This window comes from Enterococcus sp. LX10 (assembly GCF_023539285.1).
Lineage (GTDB): Bacteria > Bacillota > Bacilli > Lactobacillales > Enterococcaceae > Enterococcus > Enterococcus faecalis.
The window spans coordinates 741073-761596 of the sequence record NZ_CP092784.1 but is presented as its reverse complement, the minus strand read 5'-3'; the positions used below and the strand labels follow the sequence as shown (position 1 = coordinate 761596).

Genomic DNA, 20524 nt, shown 5'->3' with positions numbered 1-20524 from the left:
ATTGACAAACTTATTTCCGTCTATTATGATGTTTATTGAACATATAAGACACATATTAAACGGAGGTCACGCATGAAAAAGTTTATTTATTCTTTTAACGAAACACACAATGAAGGTAAAGAGACTCTTGGTGGTAAAGGGGCGAACTTGGCAGAAATGACACGCTTAGGTTTGCCGATTCCGCAAGGATTCACGATTACAACCCGTTGCTGTATGGACTATTTGGCAGATGCTACTTTCTTTGAAGAATACTTACAATCAGAAATTTTGAAAGCGGTTAAAAACTTAGAAACTGAAACAGGCAAATCTTTTACCGCGGATAATGAGATTCTCTTAGTTTCTGTTCGCAGTGGTGCTGCCTTCTCGATGCCTGGTATGATGGATACTATTTTAAATTTGGGTTTAAATGATCAACGTGTGAAAAAATTTGCGACCTTAACCTCTCCTGGTTTTGCTTTTGATTGTTATCGCCGACTTATTCAAATGTTTGGAGACGTCGTCTATCACATTCCCAAAGAATTATTTGACCAACAAAAAGAGCGCTTGGAACAAGAGCTCAACAAAAAAATTACCGCTTTTCAAGAAGAAGATCATTTCGCCTTGATTGTCCGCTACCAAGAAGTTTTTGAACAACATCAGGTGGTCTTCCCGCAAGACCCTGTCGCACAACTTTTTGAAGCAATCAAAGCTGTTTTTGATTCATGGAATAATCAACGTGCGGTGGTTTATCGAAACTTACATCATATTGCACATGATTTAGGTACAGCTGTCAACATTCAAGAAATGGTTTTCGGCAATCGTGGACTAGACAGTGGCACTGGCGTTGTTTTTACTAGAAATCCGGTCACAGGGGAAAATCAACTGTTTGGAGAGTTTCTTTTGAACGCGCAAGGAGAAGATGTAGTGGCTGGTATTCGGACGCCAGAACCCATTCGTCGTTTACGTTTGACTATGCCAAAAGTTTATCAAGATTTTCGCCATTACGCAGAACTTTTAGAATATCATTATCGTGACATGCAAGATATTGAATTTACCATTGAAAATGAAAAATTATATATTTTACAAACAAGAAACGGAAAACGAACCGCCGCAGCTACGGTTAAAATTGCTTTAGACTTAGCCAAAGAAAATCGTATTACTAAACAAGAAGCACTGTTGCGTGTGACACCTGATACGATTGATCAATTAATTCATCCCGTGTTTGATCAAGAGAAACGACAACACATGGAACGCTTAGCTATGGGACTTCCTGCTAGTCCTGGTGCAGCAAGTGGCCAAATTGTTTTTACAGCAGAAAAAGCCAAAGAACTGACCAATCTAGGAAAGAAAGTCATTCTTGTTCGTCAAGAAACTTCACCAGAAGATATTGAAGGCATGGTTGTAAGCGAAGCAATTGTGACCAGTCGTGGCGGAATGACTTCTCATGCCGCTGTGGTCGCACGAGGAATGGGAACTTGCTGTGTGACTGGTTGTGAAAGTTTAACCGTCAATGAAGAAACCAAACAACTACACTGCGGTCCACAAGTCATCTTAGAAGGAACAATCATTTCCGTCGATGGCTCAACGGGGGAAATTTATCTTGGCGAAATTCCCACAATTTCTGCTGATAATAACGATGACCTTCAAGAGCTCTTGTCTTGGGCAGATGCGTATGCTGATTTAACTGTTCGTGCCAATGCAGAAACTACACAAGATTTAGAGACTGCTATCCGTTTTGGCGCAGCGGGGATTGGTTTAGCGCGAACAGAGCATATGTTTTTCGGTGAAGAGCGTGTCTTGGAAATGCGTCGCCTGATTTTAGCAGAGTCTGAAAAGGAAGCAGCCTATGCGTTGGAGCAACTTCTTCATTTTCAACAGGAAGACTTTTATCAAATGCTGAAAGTAGTTCAAGACAAGCCCATGGTGGTCCGCTTGTTAGATCCGCCGATGCATGAGTTTTTACCTCATGAAAAGAATGATATTCAATTATTGGCGAAGCAACTACAACGGTTCCCGGTGACCATCGCCAAACAAATTGAACGGTTACAAGAAACCAATCCAATGTTGGGCCATCGTGGTTGTCGCTTAGGTGTGACCCAACCACAAATATACAAAATGCAAGTTACAGCCTTATTTACTAGTGCCATTCGATTAGTCAAAGAAGGAATTACTGTTTATCCAGAAGTGATGATTCCTCTAATCGCCGAAAAAGAAGAACTTCTCTATCTCAAACGCATTTTAAAAGAAACGATTGACGGTCTCTTTGAAGAACATAAAATGACTCCTTTCCCTTACGAAATCGGGACAATGATTGAACTACCTAGAGCTTGTCTGATTGCGGATCAGTTAGCAGAAGAAGCAGACTTTTTCAGCTTTGGAACAAATGATTTAACACAAATGACCTATGGCTTTTCTCGTGATGATATCGGTAAATTCATTAATACGTATCGGGAAAAGAAAATCATTACCCAAGATCCGTTTCAATCACTAGATCAAACAGGTGTTGGTCAACTGATTCAATTAGCTGTAGAGAAAGCGCGTCGCACTAAACCAAACATGAGTATTGGCGTATGTGGAGAAGTCGGTGGTGATCCGCAATCCATCACGTTTTTCCAAACACTTGGCCTAAACTACATCTCTTGCTCACCTTATCGGGTACCTATTGCGAAACTCGCAGCTGCCCAAGCCAAAATTTTAACCGAACCGGCTGTGACTGAAGAACAAATGGTCCTTCTTTAATTTAACGTGTGTAACAAATGATTCATCCTTACAAGATAAAAAGTGCTAGGAACATCAGTCGAAACGATTGATGTTCCTAGCACTAAATTTTAAGATCAATGATTGCACTCTGGTTATTTTCTTATAAACGCAGCATCTTTTGTCAAGGGGTCTGTTACATCTGATACATATCTTTCTACTTTCATATGCAAATCATATTTTTCTCTAAGTTCCGTAATACGGGTCATCATTGGAGAAGCGTGGTGTTTGTCTAATGCTTCCTGATCTGTCCAACTATCAATTAGCAGAACTGTTTCTTCATCGTCCATTGGAAAAAAGTATTCATAGCGACTATTCCCTTTTTCTGCACGAATCGCCTCTACAATTCCGCTGGCAATCATTTCTTTGGCAAATTCTCTTGCACGTCCATTTGTCCCACTATAATAAATATTTATAGTAATCGCCATCTGTCTTCCCCCCCTAAATTTACTTGCCTTTTTACGTTCCCGACTGGAATTGAACCAGCGACCTACCGCTTAGGAGGCGGTTGCTCTATCCTACTGAGCTACGAGAACAATCTGTTTTAATTTTAGAAGTCTTCACTACATCTGTCAATAGACAAAAAGAAAGTATCCCGCATAAACAATTATGCGAGATACTTTCTTTCAGTGAAACACGTCGTTCTTTTATCTATTATTTTTTTTGCCGCCGATCAAGAATCATTTTTCCTAAATAATAAAGTCCTGTCGCAATAGCTATATATTGCCCAATTTTATTATTGCGTGCAACTTTTTCTTGTTTCGTTTTCGCCATTGTCCCCATCACCTTTCTAAAATAATTCTTTTTACATTTTTATTATAGTAGGTTCTGTCATTTTTTGCGAATAAACACACTTTTAAAAATAATCTTCTAAAATTGGCATGCCTTTGACTAAACGTTGGCCTAAACGTTGAACTGTCGTTGCGTCTCCTTGCAAGCGTTCATAAAAAGATAACGTTTCTGCTGAACGATAGCCCAAGAATAGTTGCGTCCACGTTTGGATATCTGCTTTCAAAGCAGCAGTCCCTTCTTTTTCCGCAGCACCTTTAGTCACTGTTGCTTTTCCTTGTTCGTCAATTGTGATTGTCCAAATGCCTTCATTCCATGGCCCATAGGAATCTTCAATCTCTAAAGAATACGTTTCTTTTTCTCCTGATTGAAATGGATACTTTTCCAGAAATGTTTGTAACTCAACGATTCGTGCCATCATGTAAGGTAAAATTTTTACAGAAGCTGCTGGCGTTGGCATTAAATCATTTAAATCTTTTCCAGCAAAACCATTAATCCAATGGAACGATTGAACGGAACCACTATGTGAGCCAATAAACCCAGCTAAAGCTTTAAAAGCTGTATTAGTTAAATAGTTCCATTCTACGATTTCAAAGGTGCCAGCAGCTATCCGATAAATCACATAGCCTTCCGCTTTCCCTTCTGACGAATAATAAATCGCTTGATTATTTGGTTTACTTGCACGATTCAGCGTATAATCCAGCCACCAAGTTTCACGGATCACACCACCAGAGTGCGCTCTTTGATTTTCAAGGTATACGTCTTTAATGACCTCTTTACCGTCAGCCCAAGAAACTCGTTTAATGGTACCTGGAACTCTTTTAACACGTGGCCAATCTTCCGTTTTAATTGTATACTCCACTTGTTCAAATGTTTGTTCATAGCCATATTGACGATAAAATGGATATGAAAACGGTGCTAAGTAAGAAAGGGCAACCTTTTGTTTCGCTAAATCAGCCAACATTTCTTTCATAATAGCAGAGATGCCGCCTTCACCACGATATTCTGGATAAGAAGCCACATAGCCAATTCCAGCCATGGGATAGCGGACACCATGGAAATTCACTTGAAAAGGTGTCGCCATCACTTGACTTGTTAATTGCTCATCAATTAGGAAGCCATAGCTTTGCGTATGTGACAACAATTTTTCAAAACGTTCTTGGCGTTCCGCCGTGGGTTCCTGATTAAAAGCATAGATGACAAGATCAAACATCTCTTTCATTTCTTCTTTGCCCATTTTTTTGACTCTTTTAGTTGTCATTTTCTTTCCTCCTCGCACATTGTATCAATTCATTTTATCACAGAAACAGTTCTCTTTCTAAAAGCCGTTATTTGCTGTCATTTCTTTGAACCAACGACCGCTTTTCTTAATGGTCCGTTTCGCATCATCATCTAAATCCACAGCGATGAAGCCGTAACGATTTTTATAGGCATTAAGCCAAGACCAGTTATCCATACACGTCCACATATGATATCCTTGAACATTACTACCTTCTTGAATCGCTTGATGCACCCATTTCAAGTGATCTTGCACGAATTCAATCCGATAATCATCTTCAATGACTCCTTGTTCATTGACAAAGCGTTCTTCTCCTTCTACGCCCATGCCATTTTCTGAAATGTAGCAGCGAATGTTGCCATAATTTTCTTTTAAATTCATTAATGTATCATAAATGCCTTTTTCGTAGATTTCCCAGCCACGGTAAGGATTCATTTTTTTGCCAGGCATATCGTAGACATCATAAAAATCTTCTGGAAGTAAGCCTTCTGGTCGTGTTTCAACAGGTGTTTCTTTTGCTTTGGCACGACGTGGTTGATAGTAGTTTACTCCTAATAAGTCCACAGTATTTTCAGCAATTATTGCTAAATCTTCTGGCGTTGTTTCTGGCAACAAGTCATTTGCTTTCGCCCAGGCAACCATATCTTCTGGAAAATGGCCTTTAACTGCCGGATCTAAAAACGAACGGTTAAAGAAACCATCGACAAATTTAGCCGCATTTACATCGGCTTCATTGTGCTCATCACGAGGATAAGTCGGCGTTAAGTTTAAAATAATGCCAATTTCACCTGATAAGTTCATAGAATGATAAACAGCAATCGCTTTGGCACTAGCTAAAGCTTCATGATAGAGTACTTGAATCCCTTCTTTTAGATTCACTTTATCAGGATAATGCCAGCCATAGAGATAACCACCTTCAACTGGTACAATTGGTTCATTGTGCGTAAACCATTTTTTCACGCGATCGCCAAACAATTCAAAACAGGTTTTGGCAAAGTCGACATACAAATCAACCACTTCACGGCTTTCCCAACCGCCTTTTTCTTGAAGTACCATCGGCATATCAAAATGATACAAGTTCATAAAGGGCTCAATCCCGTGTTCTAATAAATCATCAATCACTTGATTATAAAAATCAACTGCTGTTTGATTGACTTTCCCTGTTGTAGGGTCTGGAATTAAACGGCTCCATTGAATGGATGTTCGAAAAGAGTTATGTCCCGTTTCTTTCATTAACTGAATATCTTCTTGGTATTTTTTATAAAATTGTGAGGTCTTATCTGGACCGACTTGTTGAAAAAATTTTTCTGGCGCTTCTTGATACCAAAAATCCCAAATATTTTGACCTTTACCATCACCTTCAAAAACGCCTTCTGTTTGAGGACCGCTGGCTGCAGAACCCCACCAAAAATTTTCTGGAAATTGATATTTCATGTTGTTTGCTCCTTTACGATTTAATCATTAAAAAAAGGATTGAACCCTCCGTAAGAGTCCGGACGATTCAATCCTTCGATTTTTTACTCAGCTGCTTCTGCGGCTGCTTCTTGTTTCAAGTATTGATCTGTTGCTACTTTTACGAAAGGCATGTAGATCAAAATAGAAATCAATAAGTTAACAGCTGCTAAAACTCCGCCGGCGATACTCTTCGTTGCTAAAAATCCGCCAATAATTGGTGGTGTTACCCAAGGTGGCATAAAGGTTGCAGCTGGTACTAAACCAGTTGCTGTCGCCACATACGCAACAGTTACAAGAACCATTGGGACTAAAATGAATGGGATAAACATAATTGGGTTTAAAACAATTGGTAAACCGAACATGACTGGTTCATTAATATTAAATAGTCCTGGTGCTAAACTTAAGTTTGTAATGACTTTGTATGGTTTGTTACGACGACCTACGATAAAGATAGCAATTAACAGACCTAATGTTGCCCCTGTTCCACCTAAGTTTACAAATGAATCAAAGAAAGGTTTGTTTACAATATAAGGAATTGCTTTACCTGCTTCTAAAGCTTTAATGTTCGCATCAATCGCTGGTACGTTGATTGTTTGCATTAATGGGTCAACCATGTTGGCACCATGTAAACCAAAGAACCACAAGAATGGTGTAATGAAAGCTAACAATAATGCTGATGGGTAGCTGTTTGCAAGTCCCATAAATGGTTGTTGAACTGCTTCGTAGAATGAAATAACGATATTGTCAATTCCTAAAGCAAATAGAATTGATGTAATTAAACTAAATAAACTGATTGTAATCATTGCTGGTAATAATGCCGCAAATGATTTTGCTACTGCTGGTGGTACACCATCAGGCATTTTGATAACTAATTTAGGATTGCCAGATAAACGTTGGAATAGTTCTCCTGAAATAAGTGCAATAATCAAAGCAATAAATAATCCAGTTGCGCCCATGCCTTCTAAGCCGCCAACTGCGAAGAATGAAGCTACAGAAACTGTACCGGCTGCAATGCCGTCTTTTCCATAAGATTTAACTAAATTGTGTGCTACTAAAAAGGCTACTAAAACGGCAAAGATTGCGAATGTACCGTTCCAAATGTTGCCACCAAAGCTTTTCCAAATTGGTGCATCGTTATACATCATTGGGAAAATTTTGTTTAAAAAGTCCTCATATCCTGGAATTGGAATATTATTAATTAATACCGCCAAAGCCCCTAAAATCATTAATGGCATCGTTACGACAAACGCGTCACGAATTGCTACCAAGTGCCGTTGCGCTGCGATTACTGACGCTTTCGGCATAAAGTGTTTCTCCATCCATTGAACAAATCCGTCCATTGTTATTCCTCCTAATTAACGCTTTCTCAAGCGCGTTTTTCTTATAAGACGTATTGACAACGAGATTACTCGTTATCAATACGGCGATAAAGATCGATAATTTCTTTTGCTAAATCTGTAAATGCAATCGCAGTCATTAAATGATCTTGACTGTGCACTGTTAACAATGTTACTTGCATGTTATTGCCTTTTGCTTCTTCTGTTAACATTCCTGTTTGCGAATGATGTGCATGTACAAGTGATTCTTCTGCATCTGCAATTTTTTTGTCTGCTAATTCAAAATCCCCCGATTTTGCTGCGGCAATCGCTTCCATTGCATCGCTTTTAGCATTTCCGCCATACATGATTAAACCCATGATTGCTTCTAAGTTCTGTTGTCCGTCCATTACCTCTACCCCATTTTCTGCTCTAGTTTGATGATCCCATTAATGAAATTGCTTGATCTAAAACTTTTTCGCCATTCATCATGCCATAGTCTGCCATGTTAATTACATCTAAAGGAATTCCTTTTGGTTGTAATTTTTGTTCAAATTGTCCTTTCATGAAACGAACTTGTGGGCCTAATAATAAAACATTTACCTCTTTATTTTCCAAGTTTGTATCTGCTTCAGAAGCCGATACTGCAAAGATGTCTGCTTCCATGCCACGATCTTCTGCTGCTTTTTGCATTTTTGTTACTAATAAACTTGTGCTCATTCCTGCGGAACAAACTAACATAATTGTTTTTTTTGCCATTTTCCTTCATCTCCTAAATTCTCTTTGTTTTGCTTTACACCTTTATATAAGCAAGAAGCGTGCCAAGTTTTAACACATTGAAAACCTTGATATGACAACGTTTTTCAACATGGAAAGCGTGTACACACTAAAAATAAAACGATTACACACAGCTTTTTTGTGTGCGTTTCCAAAATAATAGGGCAACAAAAGAAAGTGAGCGATAAGTCGAAACGACTCATCGCTCACTTTCTAAAGCTGAAGAGAATCAACTGGACAAAAGCCGCTTTTTCCCTTTAAGCAGTTTCCATCATTTTAAGCATTTTATAAAACTGTTTCTTTTTAAAATAACTTAAAAAGATACCTAATACTGCATCATTCAGTTTTTGTAACGCCCCATAAGAAACCATTGTTTCTGTATAACGCAGTTCACAGCTTTTTTCATCAATTGGCTGGAGCTCATACCGCACCGAGAAATCATTTTTAGTTGTGGATGTTCGAAATTGATAGGTCTTATTTTCTACAGCTTCTTCAATAACTATTTTCGCGCGACTATTTTTACTATATTCTTTGATGTATTCAAACTTACGCAACTGCTTTCTTGTAAGAGTTTTGCCTGTTTGCTTACGGATATCAAAAATAACAGAATTCATTAATTGCGTGTAAAATTCATCTGCTGAAATAGTTAATGTTTTCGTAATTTCCATTACCGTTTCACCTCATCCTTTGTCGCCTCTTCTTCAGCAACTTTTTTTCCTTTAAAAAACAGGTAACCACCAAGTCCAATGAAAAAAATCCCCGTTGTCAGACTTAATAAATCATAGTTTAAGGAGCTGGGATTCAACGAATACAAAACAATCAAGAAGCCAATACTACATAAAAATAATCCATTTCTAATCATTTTCATCCATCCTATCTTTTTAGACTACCGTTGCTTGGAAGTATAAAACGCTACCCCAAGGTTGTTCCTTAATCAGCTGTTTTGCAACTTGTGCAGCAGTTTCAGGGTCTCCTTCAACTTCAAAAAATAACTTAATACCATTCTTTTCTTTAAAAGTAAATGTTTCATTTTCCCCTTGATATGCCTCTAATAAAGTAATAATTTCCTCTTGCTTCATTGCACTTGCAATCGAAATCATGCCGCTCGCTCCTTTCTATACAAGTAATTGCTGTTTTTATTGCTTATTGCTCACTTTCGCCTAATGCAGGATCCATTTTGTTAGCAGCGATAACAAACGGTGTCCAAATCAAGAAAGTGACTACCATACATACCAATGCTACGATTGGTGCGCGCCAGTCGGCACCTGTCGCTAAGAAAGATAATAGCAACGGCGGTGTCACCCATGCGACTTGTTGAGAAACTGGGGCTACTAACCCAAGATACGTTGCAACCCAGCCAATTGTAGTAGCAACTAATGGCGCAATTACAAATGGAATAAACATAATTGGATTCAGAACAACTGGTAAACCAAACATAATCGGTTCATTGATATTAAAGATCCCAGGTCCTAATGATAATTTACCGACTGTTAAATAATCTGCTCGTTTGGAGAATAACAAGATTGCAATAATTAGGACAATTGTACCGCCTGAACCACCAAACCAAGCAAAAGCATCAAACGAACCACGGACCCACATGTAGGCTTTACCGTCGTCAATAGCGGCTAAAACCGCAGCTGTTCCTGTTTTTCCTTCATAACCTTTTTGGAAAATATCAATATTAATTAATTGTGCTTATCCCCAAATTCCTTCAAGAACTGGTGCCAAAACGTTTGGACCGTGAATACCAAAGAACCAGAAAATTTGAACAAAAACCGTTACGATTAACACAGCTCCTAGTCCTTGTGATAACCCAAGGAACGGTTCCGCGATATATTTTTGAATTAAGTCAATTAATAATTGACCGCCTGAAAGTTTTGACACCGTAAAGTTAATAATTGCTACGACATACAACGCGATTGTTGCTGGTAAAATTGCCGCAAACGCTTTTGAAACTGCTGGCGGAACAGAATCAGGCATTTTTATTGTTAAATCCGCTTGCATTAATTTACAAAAAATAATGGTTGATAAAGCCCCCATAATCATCACTGTAAAGAAAGCGTTACCATTTAGATGGTTGAGATTTAACCAACCCCATGGATTGACAGTCAATTGATTATTAGCAATTGACGCACCAATTTCTGCCCCATTAATTGCGTTGGCAATCTTTTCTGGCACTTTCACAGCTAATTCAGCTGTGTTATTTGGTGCAAAAGCAACACCTGAAATTAAGGTAGCTAAACTGACAATCCCACCAGCTAGCTCATTCACATTGTATGCTTTCGCTAAGTTATAGCCCCAAGAAAAAGCGAAAATCAAACCAGCGATAGCCAATGTACCATTCCAAACAAAACCATTAATCCCAATGATGACATTCAATACTGCAAAAATACCTTTGTCTGCTTCCAAACTTGCCGCATAAGTTGAGACAAACTCTTGGGGAAGATCTCGAATAATTGCGTTAATCATTACGGCGACTGATCCAGCCATTGTCGCAGGTAATGTACCAATAAAAGCATCTCTTAGTGCCACCAGATGTTTCTGTGCACCAATTTTTGCGGCAGTTGGTAAGATATATTTTTCCATCCATGCCATTAATCCGTTCATTTTTATTCCTCCTGTATCCATTTATATTTATTAAAAAGGCAGTAGCCTCATTAAACGAATGAATCGAGCGTACAAAATAAAACCTTTGGTAACATGCACTATCCTTGTTTGCTATTCACTTTTCTTAAACGTTTTAATTCCTTATCCCATTAATGAGATTGCTTGATCTAAAACTTTTTCGCCATTCATCATGCCATAATCTGCCATGTTGATTACATCTAAAGGAATCCCTTTTGGTTGTAATTTTTGTTCAAATTGTCCTTTCATGAAACGAACTTGTGGGCCTAATAATAAAACATTTACCTCTTTATTTTCCAAGTTTGTATCTGCTTCAGAAGCCGATACTGCAAAGATGTCTGCTTCCATGCCACGATTTTCTGCTGCTTTTTGCATTTTTGTTACTAATAAACTTGTGCTCATTCCTGCGGAACAAACTAACATAATTGTTTTTTTTGCCATTTTTTCTTCATCTCCTTAAAAGTTATGACGTTATACACTTTATTTATAGCAATAATTGTGCCAAGTTTTTTCCTCATTAAAATACTGATATAACAGCTTTCGCTATCAAAAAAAGCGTGCACACACTAAAAGAAAACGCTTACACACATAAAATTGTGTGTAACTTACAAAAAGAAAACATCAAGAAAAAAGAGAGCGTTTTCTCATTTCTTGATGTTTTTTTATTTATTATTGTTTACTTTTAATTTCATTTTCTAAAAACATTTGGGTAACATGCGCAACTTCCGCTTCTGGAATCGTCACACGATACGCCCGTTCAATTAACATAAAATTCGTGCGTACGACATCGATTTCTAAACGATGTATTTTAACATATTCCGCTAAGTTTGGAAAAGTTCTTGCTTCTTCTCCTTTAATTAAAGCATCTACCAGAAAAGCCAAATGAATCATAATTCCGGCATCCACCCCTGGTTCAACAATAATATGCATGTCTGTTTGTATTTGATGAACTGTTTTTTGTAACATGAGAATTAATTTTTGTAAGGAGTCCACAGAAGTAATGACGCCACTTAGTGAATGAACAATTGTATCAATCGCCACTTCATCACTAGCAATCCGTTTCAGTACATTTAATTTTTCATCATCAAAAATATCATAGACGGAAAAGAAGGGAATATTTTGATATTCAACATCCACAGTTCCCGCAATGGCCTTAATTTCATATTCTTCCATCAAGTTGTCGATATGCTTTTTAAACGTTTCTCGTTCAATAAATTGCATTTGAATCAGTTCCACTTTTGTTTCATCAATAACTGGTAAGATTCGTTGGTATAGTTTTGCGGCAACCCCTTCTCCAGTAAAGCACGTCACGATTACTGCTTTTTTAACGTTTTGACGTTTTTGCAGACTAGAACGAAATTGTTCTCTCACAACGCTTTCAAAAGAAAGTTGAATATTTTGGTAAATGTCCTCTAAACTTCGTCCCACGCTTGCCATTCGAATAGCTTCTAAGACAATCATTGTGCTCGTCATTGTAATCGCCTTCGTTCGGATACCTGTTTCTTCAAACAACATATTTCCAAACGAATTTAATGAACCCATATCGGTCAGTAATAAAATCCCATTGTTTAACGATTCTTTTTGCGTAATTACTTGGTTTCGTAATTGTTCATACATTGTTTGAACTTCCATCGTTAACGGCATATTCATCGCTGTTCCGATTGACGTTCCTAAAAGTTCTTGGGCGGTTTTCAACATACTTGAGGCAGTAGAATCCCCATGCATTAAGACGAACACACCAACATTATTTTCTGGAGTTCTTTCTTCTTTACCGACATTAATAGATAAAAACATACTAATAAAGCCAATTTCATCGAAAGGAATCTCTATGTTGTTCTCTTCTTCAATAATAGAAGATAAATCTAAGGCTACTTGAAATTCTTTTTTCATATTTTTACGGACATTATTTAAATCAGGATGGACAATCACGTGACCTTCTTTGACACGTTCAATCGTACTTTGTAAATGAAGCGCAAAGGCAAAGCGCGCTGTTTCATTGTACGTGTGTTCCAAACGCTCTTCTGCGATATCATAAAGACGATTCGTTAAGTCCCAAATAGCTTCTGGTAGTAACTCCTTATGTAAAGAATGTTGGGTTAATTCTTCGACATAATTTTTAAAATACGCATTCATATCTTTAGAAATCAATTCTTCTAAATCAACATTTTCTAAGTCAGCTTCGGACAAGTCAGCGACTTTTTCTTCGATTTCATTGTAAACTTGCATGTCTCTAGCTGGATCTTGCGACCAAACAATTTTGTTAGTACCTGGCTGGAAAGATAAATAATTACTTTTACTGTCGACAAATTGATCCAAGCGCTCAGGTACTTCTTTAATTTTTAATAATCCTTTTTGGACAGGTAACGACAAATCCCGTTTACGGATAACCAAGTGTTCTAAATTGTGCGTCCGGTAATAAAGAAATGACTTAGCACAAACTAATTTTAAGTCCCGCTTCACCTGACCAATATTTCCTTCTGCATCGTATAACATGAACGCCAAAACTGCTTCGCGTTCGATATCAATTTGTTGGCCCAAACGTGTTGCCTCTTGCTGAATAAATAACGAAATGATGGCATAACGCTCATCTAGCGTCCGTGCATCTAAAGATGGTAATGTAATCGACATCGGAATCCGCCGATTAAAAGTGGTTAAAAAGTTTTCTGAGGATTCCGTTGTCGCACCAATAATTTGAACAGAGGCTTCATAGGTTTGACCACTTTCTCCTAATGGACGGTACACGCCTTTATCAATAAACGTAAAGAGCATTTCTTGACCTTCTGGCGGTAAGCGATGAATTTCATCTAAAAAGAGAATCCCGCCATCTGCTTTTGCCATTAAGCCTGGACTATCTTCATTCGCACCAGTATAGGCGCCTTTTTTTACGCCAAAGATATGACCAAATAATAATTGTGGGTTTTGTGCATAATCAGCACAATTAAAAGAGACAAAAGGGGCATCTTCATCTAAGGTTTTTGAATCAATTGCAAAACGGTACATACATTCAGCAAAAAGAGATTTACCTGTTCCTGTTTTCCCAAAAATAATCGTATGCAAACCTCTTGGTGGATATAAAATAGCCGCCTTGGCCTGCTGAATACTCACTTTTAAAGAATCATTGGCACCTACTAATGTGTCAAAACTAACAGAGGTGGACTCATCTACATGGACTTGTTCTCCTTCATTGATTGTTGGCACTGAATAGATAACAGGACGTCCAGTACTTCTAGTAATTTTCTTTTCTTTGAATAATTCATTTAAATAACGGCTGGCATTACTGCGATCAATCATTAACTGTTCTGCTACCGCTCCTGCCGTTAAGCCAGTTTCATTTTTTTGAAGTAACGCTAAGATTTCTTCCTTCCGAGATTTCATGGAATCCTCCTCGATACAACGTTCTGCTTGAAGCTCGTAAAGCGTTATTTCTTCGCTTTACGAGCTCCTTTATTTTTCGTGTTTTTCTTTTTGTTTTTCTTCTTTTTGCGTGTTTCTTGTGGTTCTTTGACAACAGAATTTACTGTTTCTGGTTTTCTTTCTTTCGTACTCTTTTTTTCTGAAGACGTATCTTTGACTACGTTCTTTTTTTCTAGTTCATCTTTGGCTTTTGGCTGCTCATGAAGTGCACCATCATATAAAAAGATTTCCTGATAAGGAATGGCCAATTGTTTCATCAAACGTTGATAATCCCTTTTGGTGCCATCGTTGATAAACGTAATCACTGCCCCTTGTGCACCCATCCGGCCAACGCGACCAGAACGATGAATATAGCTCTCTTCGGTTAAAGGAACATCTACGTTTACGACGTAAGGGACCCCAGTGAAATCTAAGCCCCGTGCCGCAATATCCGTGGTTAATAACAACTTCACTCGTTCTGCTTTAAATTGATCGATCGCCAATTTACGCAACTGTTTACTTTGATCTGAAGCCAGACCAATAGCCGGCACATTCTCATAAACTAATTTTTCTTCTGCTGCACCTAAATCAGCAACTTGATTGAAAAAGACCATGCTTCTGAATGCTTCTGTATGGGCCAAACGACGTAAGTAATCAGCTTTTTTTCTTGGTGCTAACCGAATAAAGTAGTGGGCGACTTGACCTGCTGAAGTATCTTCTTCCGTCACATCAATCACCTGTAATTTTTGACTTAAAGATTGCGCTTGATTCACGACACGATCAGCAGTCGCTGAATAAAAGACAAGTTGGTATTCGGTTGGTGTGTGTGTCAAAATTTGCTTGGTTAAACTTAGCTCTTCCTCTTGGAAAAGTTGATCAACTTCATCCATTACAATTGTTTTTAACAACTGAGCTTTGACTTTTTTGTTCTTCATTAACTCTAAAATCCGACCTGGCGTTCCGATTAACACTTCGGGACGTTTTTTTAACTTGTCAATCTGGCGTGAAACATTTGCCCCGCCGATTAACGTTTGAACCGTTAATTGAAGTGGCTTAGCCCAAGTCCGAGCAACTTCAGCAATTTGCATAGCTAATTCTTGAGACGGAGCAATAATCAACAATTGATTTCCCTGTCCTTTTTCAACAGTTAAGAGTAAAGGTAGCATGTAAGCAAGTGTTTTTCCAGTTCCTGTCGGCGAAATTCCTAAAACATTTTCTCCTTCGCGAAGGGGCGTAAAACTTTTTTCTTGAATTGTTGATGGTTCGTTAAAGCCAGAAGCTTGCCACTGTTCTTGCCAAGCCTCTGGAAGTTGTTCTAAAAATCTCATATTGTTCCTTTCCTATCGCTTAATTCTTATTTATCAGCATCAAAAATAATGCCGGCACTATGACGTAAATCAGTGACTACTTTATTGACATTTCGAGCAAGCTCAACCCATTCTTCATACTTGGTGCCCCAATACTTATCTGTTGGGTTATTTAAAACTGCTGCAAAATCACGAGCTTCTTCAATCATTGGATTATCGGCTACTTGAATATCTAAGACATCACGTTCTTCATGTGCGCGATCATGGTACTCAGCCGAAGAAATAGCATTGACACTGTCTAAAATCAAGGTCCCGTTTTCAAAGTAAATTTCGGATGGCGCAAAAGAATCACTAATTTTCCCAGTATTTAACGTCACGTCAAACTGATCATAACGTAAAATAATTGTTCCTAAGCCATCGACACCTGTCGCAATTTTACTAGCAAAATAATGGCTTTCCTTTGGTACGCCAAACCAACCTAAGGCTGCATAAACTAAATAAACGCCTAAATCCGCTAAGGCTCCCCCAGAAAAATGAGGAGAAAAAATATTTGGCTCTTTGCCTTCTAATACTTGATCATAGCGAGAAGAATATTTCATATACGTAAAATTCGCACCTAAAATTTGGTTTTTTAATGGCAATAATTCAGCAATTTTTTGGAAACTTTGCTCATGAATATTACGGGCCGCTTCAAAGAAATACACACGATTTTTATTCGCTAATTCAATAATTTCTGCCATCTCATCAGGCGTTGAAAAAGCTGGTTTTTCAACAATTACATTTTTTTTCGCTAAAATTGCTTGTTTCGCTTGTTCAAAATGTAATGAATTTGGTGAGGCAATATAAACCGTATCCATATGTGCAATACCAAAAAACGTCTCTAAATCAATTGCATATTCCACATCCCCATAGCGAGAACCAAATTCTTGTGCCGTTGCTAGTTTCCGAGAATAAACAGCCGTTAAATCATACGCACCCGTTTCTAAAGCTGCTGCAACAAATTGATGACTAATCCAATTGGTACCAATTACGCCTAAATGTATCATAATCAAAAACCTCCATTTTTTGTTTATTTACTCTCTTTATAATAGTAATCTCTCGTACAAAAGTCACGTAATTACCCTGCCTTAAAGCGCTAGGAGTTCTTCAAGTTATTTATTAGGATCATCAAATGCCTGTAATAAATCAAAGGTTACCTGTGACTTAAGTTCAATCGTTGCTGGTGTTACGTGGCAATTGTAAGCAAGGACTTGCACACCTTGATCAATTGCAGCACCCACATTTTCAGCAAAGGCAGGTTGCATCTCTTGGTGAATCGTTGCTTGCTTAATTTCTTCAAATTGGACCACAAACAAAATGTAACAGCGGTAACCCGCTTTAGTTGCAGCCATTAGTTCAGTGACATGCTTCAAGCCACGAAGTGTTGGCGCATCAGGAAAAGCACCGATGCCTTTATTTTCTAAAGTCATGCCTTTCACTTCGACAAAAGCTTGTTCGTCCGCATCCGTTTCCACTAGAAAATCAAATTTTGAATGTGCAAATAGTTGCTCACGTTTAACAGTTTGGATCGTACCAACTAAACCAGGAAGCACAATTTGACCATTTTTTAACGCTTCATTGACTAATGTATTCGGTACTTGGCTATCAATATTAATCCAAAAAGAACCTTTTTTTACTGCAATCAAATCGTAATCTGTTTTTCTTTTAGGCGATGGTTGATAACTAAGCGCCACAACAGCACCTGGTAAAAAAACTTCTTTCCCTCTGCCAGTATTTTTGACATGTGTGATTACTTCTTCATTCGTTTCCATTAAACGACAGTGTGCAATAAACCGATTGGGTCGTTCGATAAAATAAGCAAGTTGGACATTCGGGTACTTCATACACAGACTTCCTTTCTTACACACTATACCATAAAAAAACAAGGAAAAGTATAGACCAAAACCAACAATTTTACTATCTTGTGTCAATCATTAAATATTTGTCAATTCTCAGCGATTTAGTCGAATATTTTAGACAAGTTCTATATAATAAAGGTAACGAAGACGAATAAATGAAAATGAAGGTTAGGAGGAATTTCTTTGAAAAAACATTGGACTTTCTTGGTTGGTGCATCTTTACTTACTGGATTAGCAGGCTCTATCCTCTGGAAAAAAAATAAACAGCTCCCTTCCCCACAGGAGCTTCAACACAACTATACTGGGCATTGGTGGTTTGTGGACGTGAAGAAAGCCACGCAACACACCTTAGAAATCACCTCATCTTTCAATGTTTTCATTGATGGCAAACAAACGCATGCCTTGCTTGTTGAATTAACCGCTAAACGCTTAGTTATCTTAGACAAGTTAGGTTACCATTTAATCATTCAATGTGAAAATGGTGTCCCTGCGACGCTTTACGATGAAGCCGACGACGAAACCTACACACTAGAACGGGCCATTTACAATTAATAAATCACCCACGACACATAAAATGAAGTATGTGCGGTGGGTGATTTATTTTTTTACATCCCTTGCAAAAGCATTCAGAAAGTTTTCTTACAACTTGAATATTATTAAATAGTCAAATGCGCCTTTTTCTGATAAACTTAGGATGATGTTTTTTTGAAAGGATGAGCCCCTATGACACCAAATCGCGAAGACTATTTAAAATTAATTTTTGAATTAGGTGGCGACGAAGTTAAAGTGAATAATAAACAAATTGTTTCTGGACTCGATGTTTCGGCAGCTTCGGTTAGTGAGATGATTTCAAAGTTAGTAAAAGAAGATTTGGTTGAGCATTCTCCTTATCAAGGGGTACAATTAACTGAAAAAGGCTTAAAAAAAGCGAGTACGTTAATTCGCAAACACCGAATCTGGGAAGTCTTTTTAGTAGAGCACTTAAATTACACTTGGAATGATGTGCACGAAGAGGCAGAAGTTTTAGAACATGTTACTTCACAAACACTTGTGAACCGTTTAGCGGATTATTTAAATCATCCAGAATTTTGTCCACACGGTGGTGTTATTCCCGAAGATAATCAACCCATTCATGAGGAGAAACGCCAAACGTTAACAGACTACCCTGTTGGCACAAAAATTCGGATTGCACGTGTCTTAGACGAAAAAGAATTACTGGATTATTTAGTTTCCATTGATTTAAATATTCAAGAAGAATATACGATTAAAGAAATTGCTGCATATGAAGGACCGATCACCATTTATAATGAAAACAAAGAATTATCCGTCAGCTTTAAAGCAGCAAACACAATTTTTGTTGAGCCATTGATTAGAGAAAGTGAGGAAAACTAATGAATGAAAAAGTAGCATTATTTACTATTTTCGGGGGGACAGGTGATCTTGCCAAACGTAAATTGTATCCTTCCCTGTTCCGCTTATATAAAAAAGGATTATTAGCTGAGCGTTTTGCGGTGATTGGTACCGCACGTCGGGAATGGACAGACGAATACTATCGGGAAATCGTTCGTGAAACCATTCAAGACTTAAATCCCACGGCCGAAGAGGCGACTGAATTTTCTAGTCATTTCTATTACCAATCACATAATGTGAATGATACGGAACATTATAATACCTTAAAAGAATTATCTGATCGCCTAAATGGACAATACCACTTAGAAGGTAATCATGTTTACTATCTAGCTATGGCCCCTCAATTCTTTGGAACCATTGTTAATCACTTGAAATCACAACATATTATTTCGGAAGAAGGCTTTGATCGACTAATTATCGAAAAGCCATTTGGTTCTGATTATGAATCTGCCTACGAATTAAATGAAGAAATTCGTGCTGCATTTCCTGAACAAGATATTTTCCGAATTGACCATTACTTAGGCAAAGAAATGATCCAAAATATTTCAGCCATTCGTTTTGCCAATAATATTTTTGAATCACAATGGAACAATCGTTACATTGATAATGTCCAAATCACCTTCGCTGAAAGCTTAGGTGTCGAGGATCGTGGCGGCTATTATGACCACAGTGGTGCACTAAAAGATATGGTTCAAAATCATATTTTACAAGTCGTTGCTTTGCTTTCTATGGAGCCTCCTGTTGCCTTTTCTGAAAAAGAAATTCGGACTGAAAAAGTAAAAGCTTTACGTGCCATCCGCCTTTATTCTGAAGAAGAAGCCCTTCAAAATTTCGTGCGTGGACAATACGGCGAAGGTCAGCTAGCTGATCAAACATTTGCAGCCTATCGTGATGAACCGAATGTGGCAGAAACTTCATCCACTGAAACTTTTGTTGCTGGTAAATTTTTAATTGATAATTTCCGTTGGTCTGGCGTCCCTTTCTATGTTCGCACAGGTAAACGATTAACTGAAAAAGGTACACGCATTAACATCGTCTTTAAACAAGTACCTATTAATGTCTTCAAAGATGATACGTGTGAAGAATGCGATAAAACCGATTTACCACCGAATGTTTTAACTATCTATATCCAACCAACTGAAGGATTTTCATTAACCTTAAATGGAAAAGAAATCGGTCAAGGGTTTAATACAACTCCAGTGAAACTTGATTTCCGTCAAAGTGCTGAAATGACTGAAAATAGTCCAGAAGCATATGAAAAACTTCTATTAGACTGCCTAAATGGCGATAGTACAAACTTCTCTCATTGGGACGAAGTTGCCCAATCTTGGCGCATTGTTGACATTATTCGACATGCTTGGGATAAAACAGACGTTTCTTTCCCTAATTATGCCGCTGGCACAATGGGCCCGCAAGCTGCCTTCGACTTATTAGAAAAAGATGGCTTTACTTGGGAATGGCAACCAGATAACTGGTACCGTGACCGCGGTCAACTTGATCAATAAATAAGCCAAAAAAGATCCGCTAGTTAACGACTAG

18 protein-coding genes, 1 tRNA gene and 1 pseudogene are annotated in these 20524 nt (G+C 38.0%); 4 read left to right on the top strand and 16 right to left on the bottom strand.

Annotation, left to right across the window (positions count from 1 at the left end; translation table 11 throughout):
• Nucleotides 1-72 precede the first annotated feature (72 nt).
• Nucleotides 73-2718, top strand: coding sequence for a pyruvate, phosphate dikinase (ppdK, locus tag MKZ30_RS03695; RefSeq protein ID WP_002383423.1), 2646 nt, complete (start codon nt 73-75; stop codon nt 2716-2718).
• A 113-nt stretch (nt 2719-2831) separates the two neighbouring features.
• On the opposite strand, the gene MKZ30_RS03690 is transcribed toward ppdK, so the two are convergent.
• The 16 genes and pseudogenes from MKZ30_RS03690 to sfsA form a co-directional block, all read right to left on the bottom strand.
• Nucleotides 2832-3164 (bottom strand): putative quinol monooxygenase, encoded by a 333-nt coding sequence (locus MKZ30_RS03690; RefSeq protein ID WP_002358903.1) that lies wholly within the window; start codon nt 3162-3164, stop codon nt 2832-2834.
• 34 nt (nt 3165-3198) lie between these two features.
• Nucleotides 3199-3272 (bottom strand) — tRNA-Arg (locus MKZ30_RS03685).
• Nucleotides 3273-3592: 320 nt separating this feature from the next.
• A complete protein-coding gene (locus MKZ30_RS03680) occupies nt 3593-4786 on the bottom strand; it encodes a GNAT family N-acetyltransferase (protein WP_033600704.1) in 1194 nt (397 codons plus the stop codon).
• A 57-nt stretch (nt 4787-4843) separates the two neighbouring features.
• A complete protein-coding gene (gene gmuD, locus MKZ30_RS03675) occupies nt 4844-6238 on the bottom strand; it encodes a 6-phospho-beta-glucosidase GmuD (protein WP_002355921.1) in 1395 nt (464 codons plus the stop codon).
• An 83-nt stretch (nt 6239-6321) separates the two neighbouring features.
• The gene (locus tag MKZ30_RS03670; protein WP_002355920.1) at nt 6322-7599 is read right to left on the bottom strand and encodes a PTS sugar transporter subunit IIC; all 1278 of its coding nucleotides are present in this window, start codon (nt 7597-7599) and stop codon (nt 6322-6324) included.
• Between the two features lie 65 nt (nt 7600-7664).
• A complete protein-coding gene (locus tag MKZ30_RS03665) occupies nt 7665-7985 on the bottom strand; it encodes a PTS lactose/cellobiose transporter subunit IIA (RefSeq protein ID WP_002355919.1) in 321 nt (106 codons plus the stop codon).
• A gap of 22 nt (nt 7986-8007) precedes the next feature.
• On the bottom strand, nt 8008-8334 hold the full coding sequence (locus MKZ30_RS03660; protein WP_002355918.1) for a PTS sugar transporter subunit IIB: 327 nt from the start codon (nt 8332-8334) through the stop codon (nt 8008-8010).
• A 275-nt stretch (nt 8335-8609) separates the two neighbouring features.
• Nucleotides 8610-9020 (bottom strand): DUF3284 domain-containing protein, encoded by a 411-nt coding sequence (locus MKZ30_RS03655; RefSeq protein WP_002355917.1) that lies wholly within the window; start codon nt 9018-9020, stop codon nt 8610-8612.
• Entirely contained in the window at nt 9020-9220 is a 201-nt protein-coding gene (locus tag MKZ30_RS03650; protein WP_002355916.1) for a DUF3188 domain-containing protein, read from the bottom strand. The genes MKZ30_RS03655 and MKZ30_RS03650 overlap by 1 nt, the downstream gene beginning before the upstream one ends.
• A 13-nt stretch (nt 9221-9233) precedes the next feature.
• On the bottom strand, nt 9234-9452 hold the full coding sequence (locus MKZ30_RS03645) for a hypothetical protein (RefSeq protein ID WP_002378139.1): 219 nt from the start codon (nt 9450-9452) through the stop codon (nt 9234-9236).
• A 43-nt stretch (nt 9453-9495) separates the two neighbouring features.
• Nucleotides 9496-10959 (bottom strand): annotated as a pseudogene (locus MKZ30_RS03640) (PTS sugar transporter subunit IIC).
• Nucleotides 10960-11100: 141 nt separating this feature from the next.
• Nucleotides 11101-11418, bottom strand: coding sequence for a PTS sugar transporter subunit IIB (locus MKZ30_RS03635; RefSeq protein ID WP_104807305.1), 318 nt, complete (start codon nt 11416-11418; stop codon nt 11101-11103).
• Between the two features lie 228 nt (nt 11419-11646).
• Nucleotides 11647-14352, bottom strand: coding sequence for a sigma-54-dependent transcriptional regulator (locus tag MKZ30_RS03630; RefSeq protein ID WP_002381314.1), 2706 nt, complete (start codon nt 14350-14352; stop codon nt 11647-11649).
• Between the two features lie 44 nt (nt 14353-14396).
• Nucleotides 14397-15698, bottom strand: coding sequence for a DEAD/DEAH box helicase (locus tag MKZ30_RS03625; RefSeq protein ID WP_002383417.1), 1302 nt, complete (start codon nt 15696-15698; stop codon nt 14397-14399).
• A gap of 26 nt (nt 15699-15724) precedes the next feature.
• Nucleotides 15725-16723 carry a Gfo/Idh/MocA family protein gene (locus MKZ30_RS03620; protein ID WP_002383416.1) on the bottom strand — a complete coding sequence of 333 codons (999 nt, stop codon included), beginning with the start codon at nt 16721-16723 and terminating at the stop codon, nt 15725-15727.
• Between the two features lie 105 nt (nt 16724-16828).
• Nucleotides 16829-17560, bottom strand: a complete 732-nt coding sequence (sfsA, locus tag MKZ30_RS03615; protein ID WP_002383415.1) for a DNA/RNA nuclease SfsA — start codon at nt 17558-17560, stop codon at nt 16829-16831.
• A 198-nt stretch (nt 17561-17758) separates the two neighbouring features.
• On the opposite strand from sfsA, the gene MKZ30_RS03610 reads away from it, so the two are divergent.
• The 3 genes from MKZ30_RS03610 (at nt 17759) to zwf (ending at nt 20490) form a co-directional block, all read left to right on the top strand.
• Nucleotides 17759-18127: a DUF4828 domain-containing protein gene (locus MKZ30_RS03610; protein ID WP_033601123.1), complete on the top strand. Its 369-nt coding sequence runs from the start codon at nt 17759-17761 to the stop codon at nt 18125-18127.
• Between the two features lie 171 nt (nt 18128-18298).
• Nucleotides 18299-18967, top strand: coding sequence for a transcriptional regulator EfaR (gene efaR, locus MKZ30_RS03605; protein WP_002358896.1), 669 nt, complete (start codon nt 18299-18301; stop codon nt 18965-18967).
• Entirely contained in the window at nt 18967-20490 is a 1524-nt protein-coding gene (gene zwf, locus MKZ30_RS03600; RefSeq protein ID WP_002383412.1) for a glucose-6-phosphate dehydrogenase, read from the top strand. The genes efaR and zwf overlap by 1 nt, the downstream gene beginning before the upstream one ends.
• Nucleotides 20491-20524 lie beyond the last annotated feature (34 nt).

Excerpts from the sequence above, each read along its gene's own strand:
- ppdK (WP_002383423.1), top strand. The coding sequence starts at position 73 with ATGAAAAAGTTTATTTATTCTTTTAACGAAACACACAATGAAGGTAAA.
- MKZ30_RS03690 (WP_002358903.1), bottom strand. The coding sequence starts at position 3,164 with ATGGCGATTACTATAAATATTTATTATAGTGGGACAAATGGACGTGCA.
- MKZ30_RS03680 (WP_033600704.1), bottom strand. The coding sequence starts at position 4,786 with ATGACAACTAAAAGAGTCAAAAAAATGGGCAAAGAAGAAATGAAAGAG.
- gmuD (WP_002355921.1), bottom strand. The coding sequence starts at position 6,238 with ATGAAATATCAATTTCCAGAAAATTTTTGGTGGGGTTCTGCAGCCAGC.
- MKZ30_RS03670 (WP_002355920.1), bottom strand. The coding sequence starts at position 7,599 with ATGGACGGATTTGTTCAATGGATGGAGAAACACTTTATGCCGAAAGCG.
- MKZ30_RS03665 (WP_002355919.1), bottom strand. The coding sequence starts at position 7,985 with ATGGACGGACAACAGAACTTAGAAGCAATCATGGGTTTAATCATGTAT.
- MKZ30_RS03660 (WP_002355918.1), bottom strand. The coding sequence starts at position 8,334 with ATGGCAAAAAAAACAATTATGTTAGTTTGTTCCGCAGGAATGAGCACA.
- MKZ30_RS03655 (WP_002355917.1), bottom strand. The coding sequence starts at position 9,020 with ATGGAAATTACGAAAACATTAACTATTTCAGCAGATGAATTTTACACG.
- MKZ30_RS03650 (WP_002355916.1), bottom strand. The coding sequence starts at position 9,220 with ATGAAAATGATTAGAAATGGATTATTTTTATGTAGTATTGGCTTCTTG.
- MKZ30_RS03645 (WP_002378139.1), bottom strand. The coding sequence starts at position 9,452 with ATGATTTCGATTGCAAGTGCAATGAAGCAAGAGGAAATTATTACTTTA.
- MKZ30_RS03635 (WP_104807305.1), bottom strand. The coding sequence starts at position 11,418 with ATGGCAAAAAAAACAATTATGTTAGTTTGTTCCGCAGGAATGAGCACA.
- MKZ30_RS03630 (WP_002381314.1), bottom strand. The coding sequence starts at position 14,352 with ATGAAATCTCGGAAGGAAGAAATCTTAGCGTTACTTCAAAAAAATGAA.
- MKZ30_RS03625 (WP_002383417.1), bottom strand. The coding sequence starts at position 15,698 with ATGAGATTTTTAGAACAACTTCCAGAGGCTTGGCAAGAACAGTGGCAA.
- MKZ30_RS03620 (WP_002383416.1), bottom strand. The coding sequence starts at position 16,723 with ATGATACATTTAGGCGTAATTGGTACCAATTGGATTAGTCATCAATTT.
- sfsA (WP_002383415.1), bottom strand. The coding sequence starts at position 17,560 with ATGAAGTACCCGAATGTCCAACTTGCTTATTTTATCGAACGACCCAAT.
- efaR (WP_002358896.1), top strand. The coding sequence starts at position 18,299 with ATGACACCAAATCGCGAAGACTATTTAAAATTAATTTTTGAATTAGGT.
- zwf (WP_002383412.1), top strand. The coding sequence starts at position 18,967 with ATGAATGAAAAAGTAGCATTATTTACTATTTTCGGGGGGACAGGTGAT.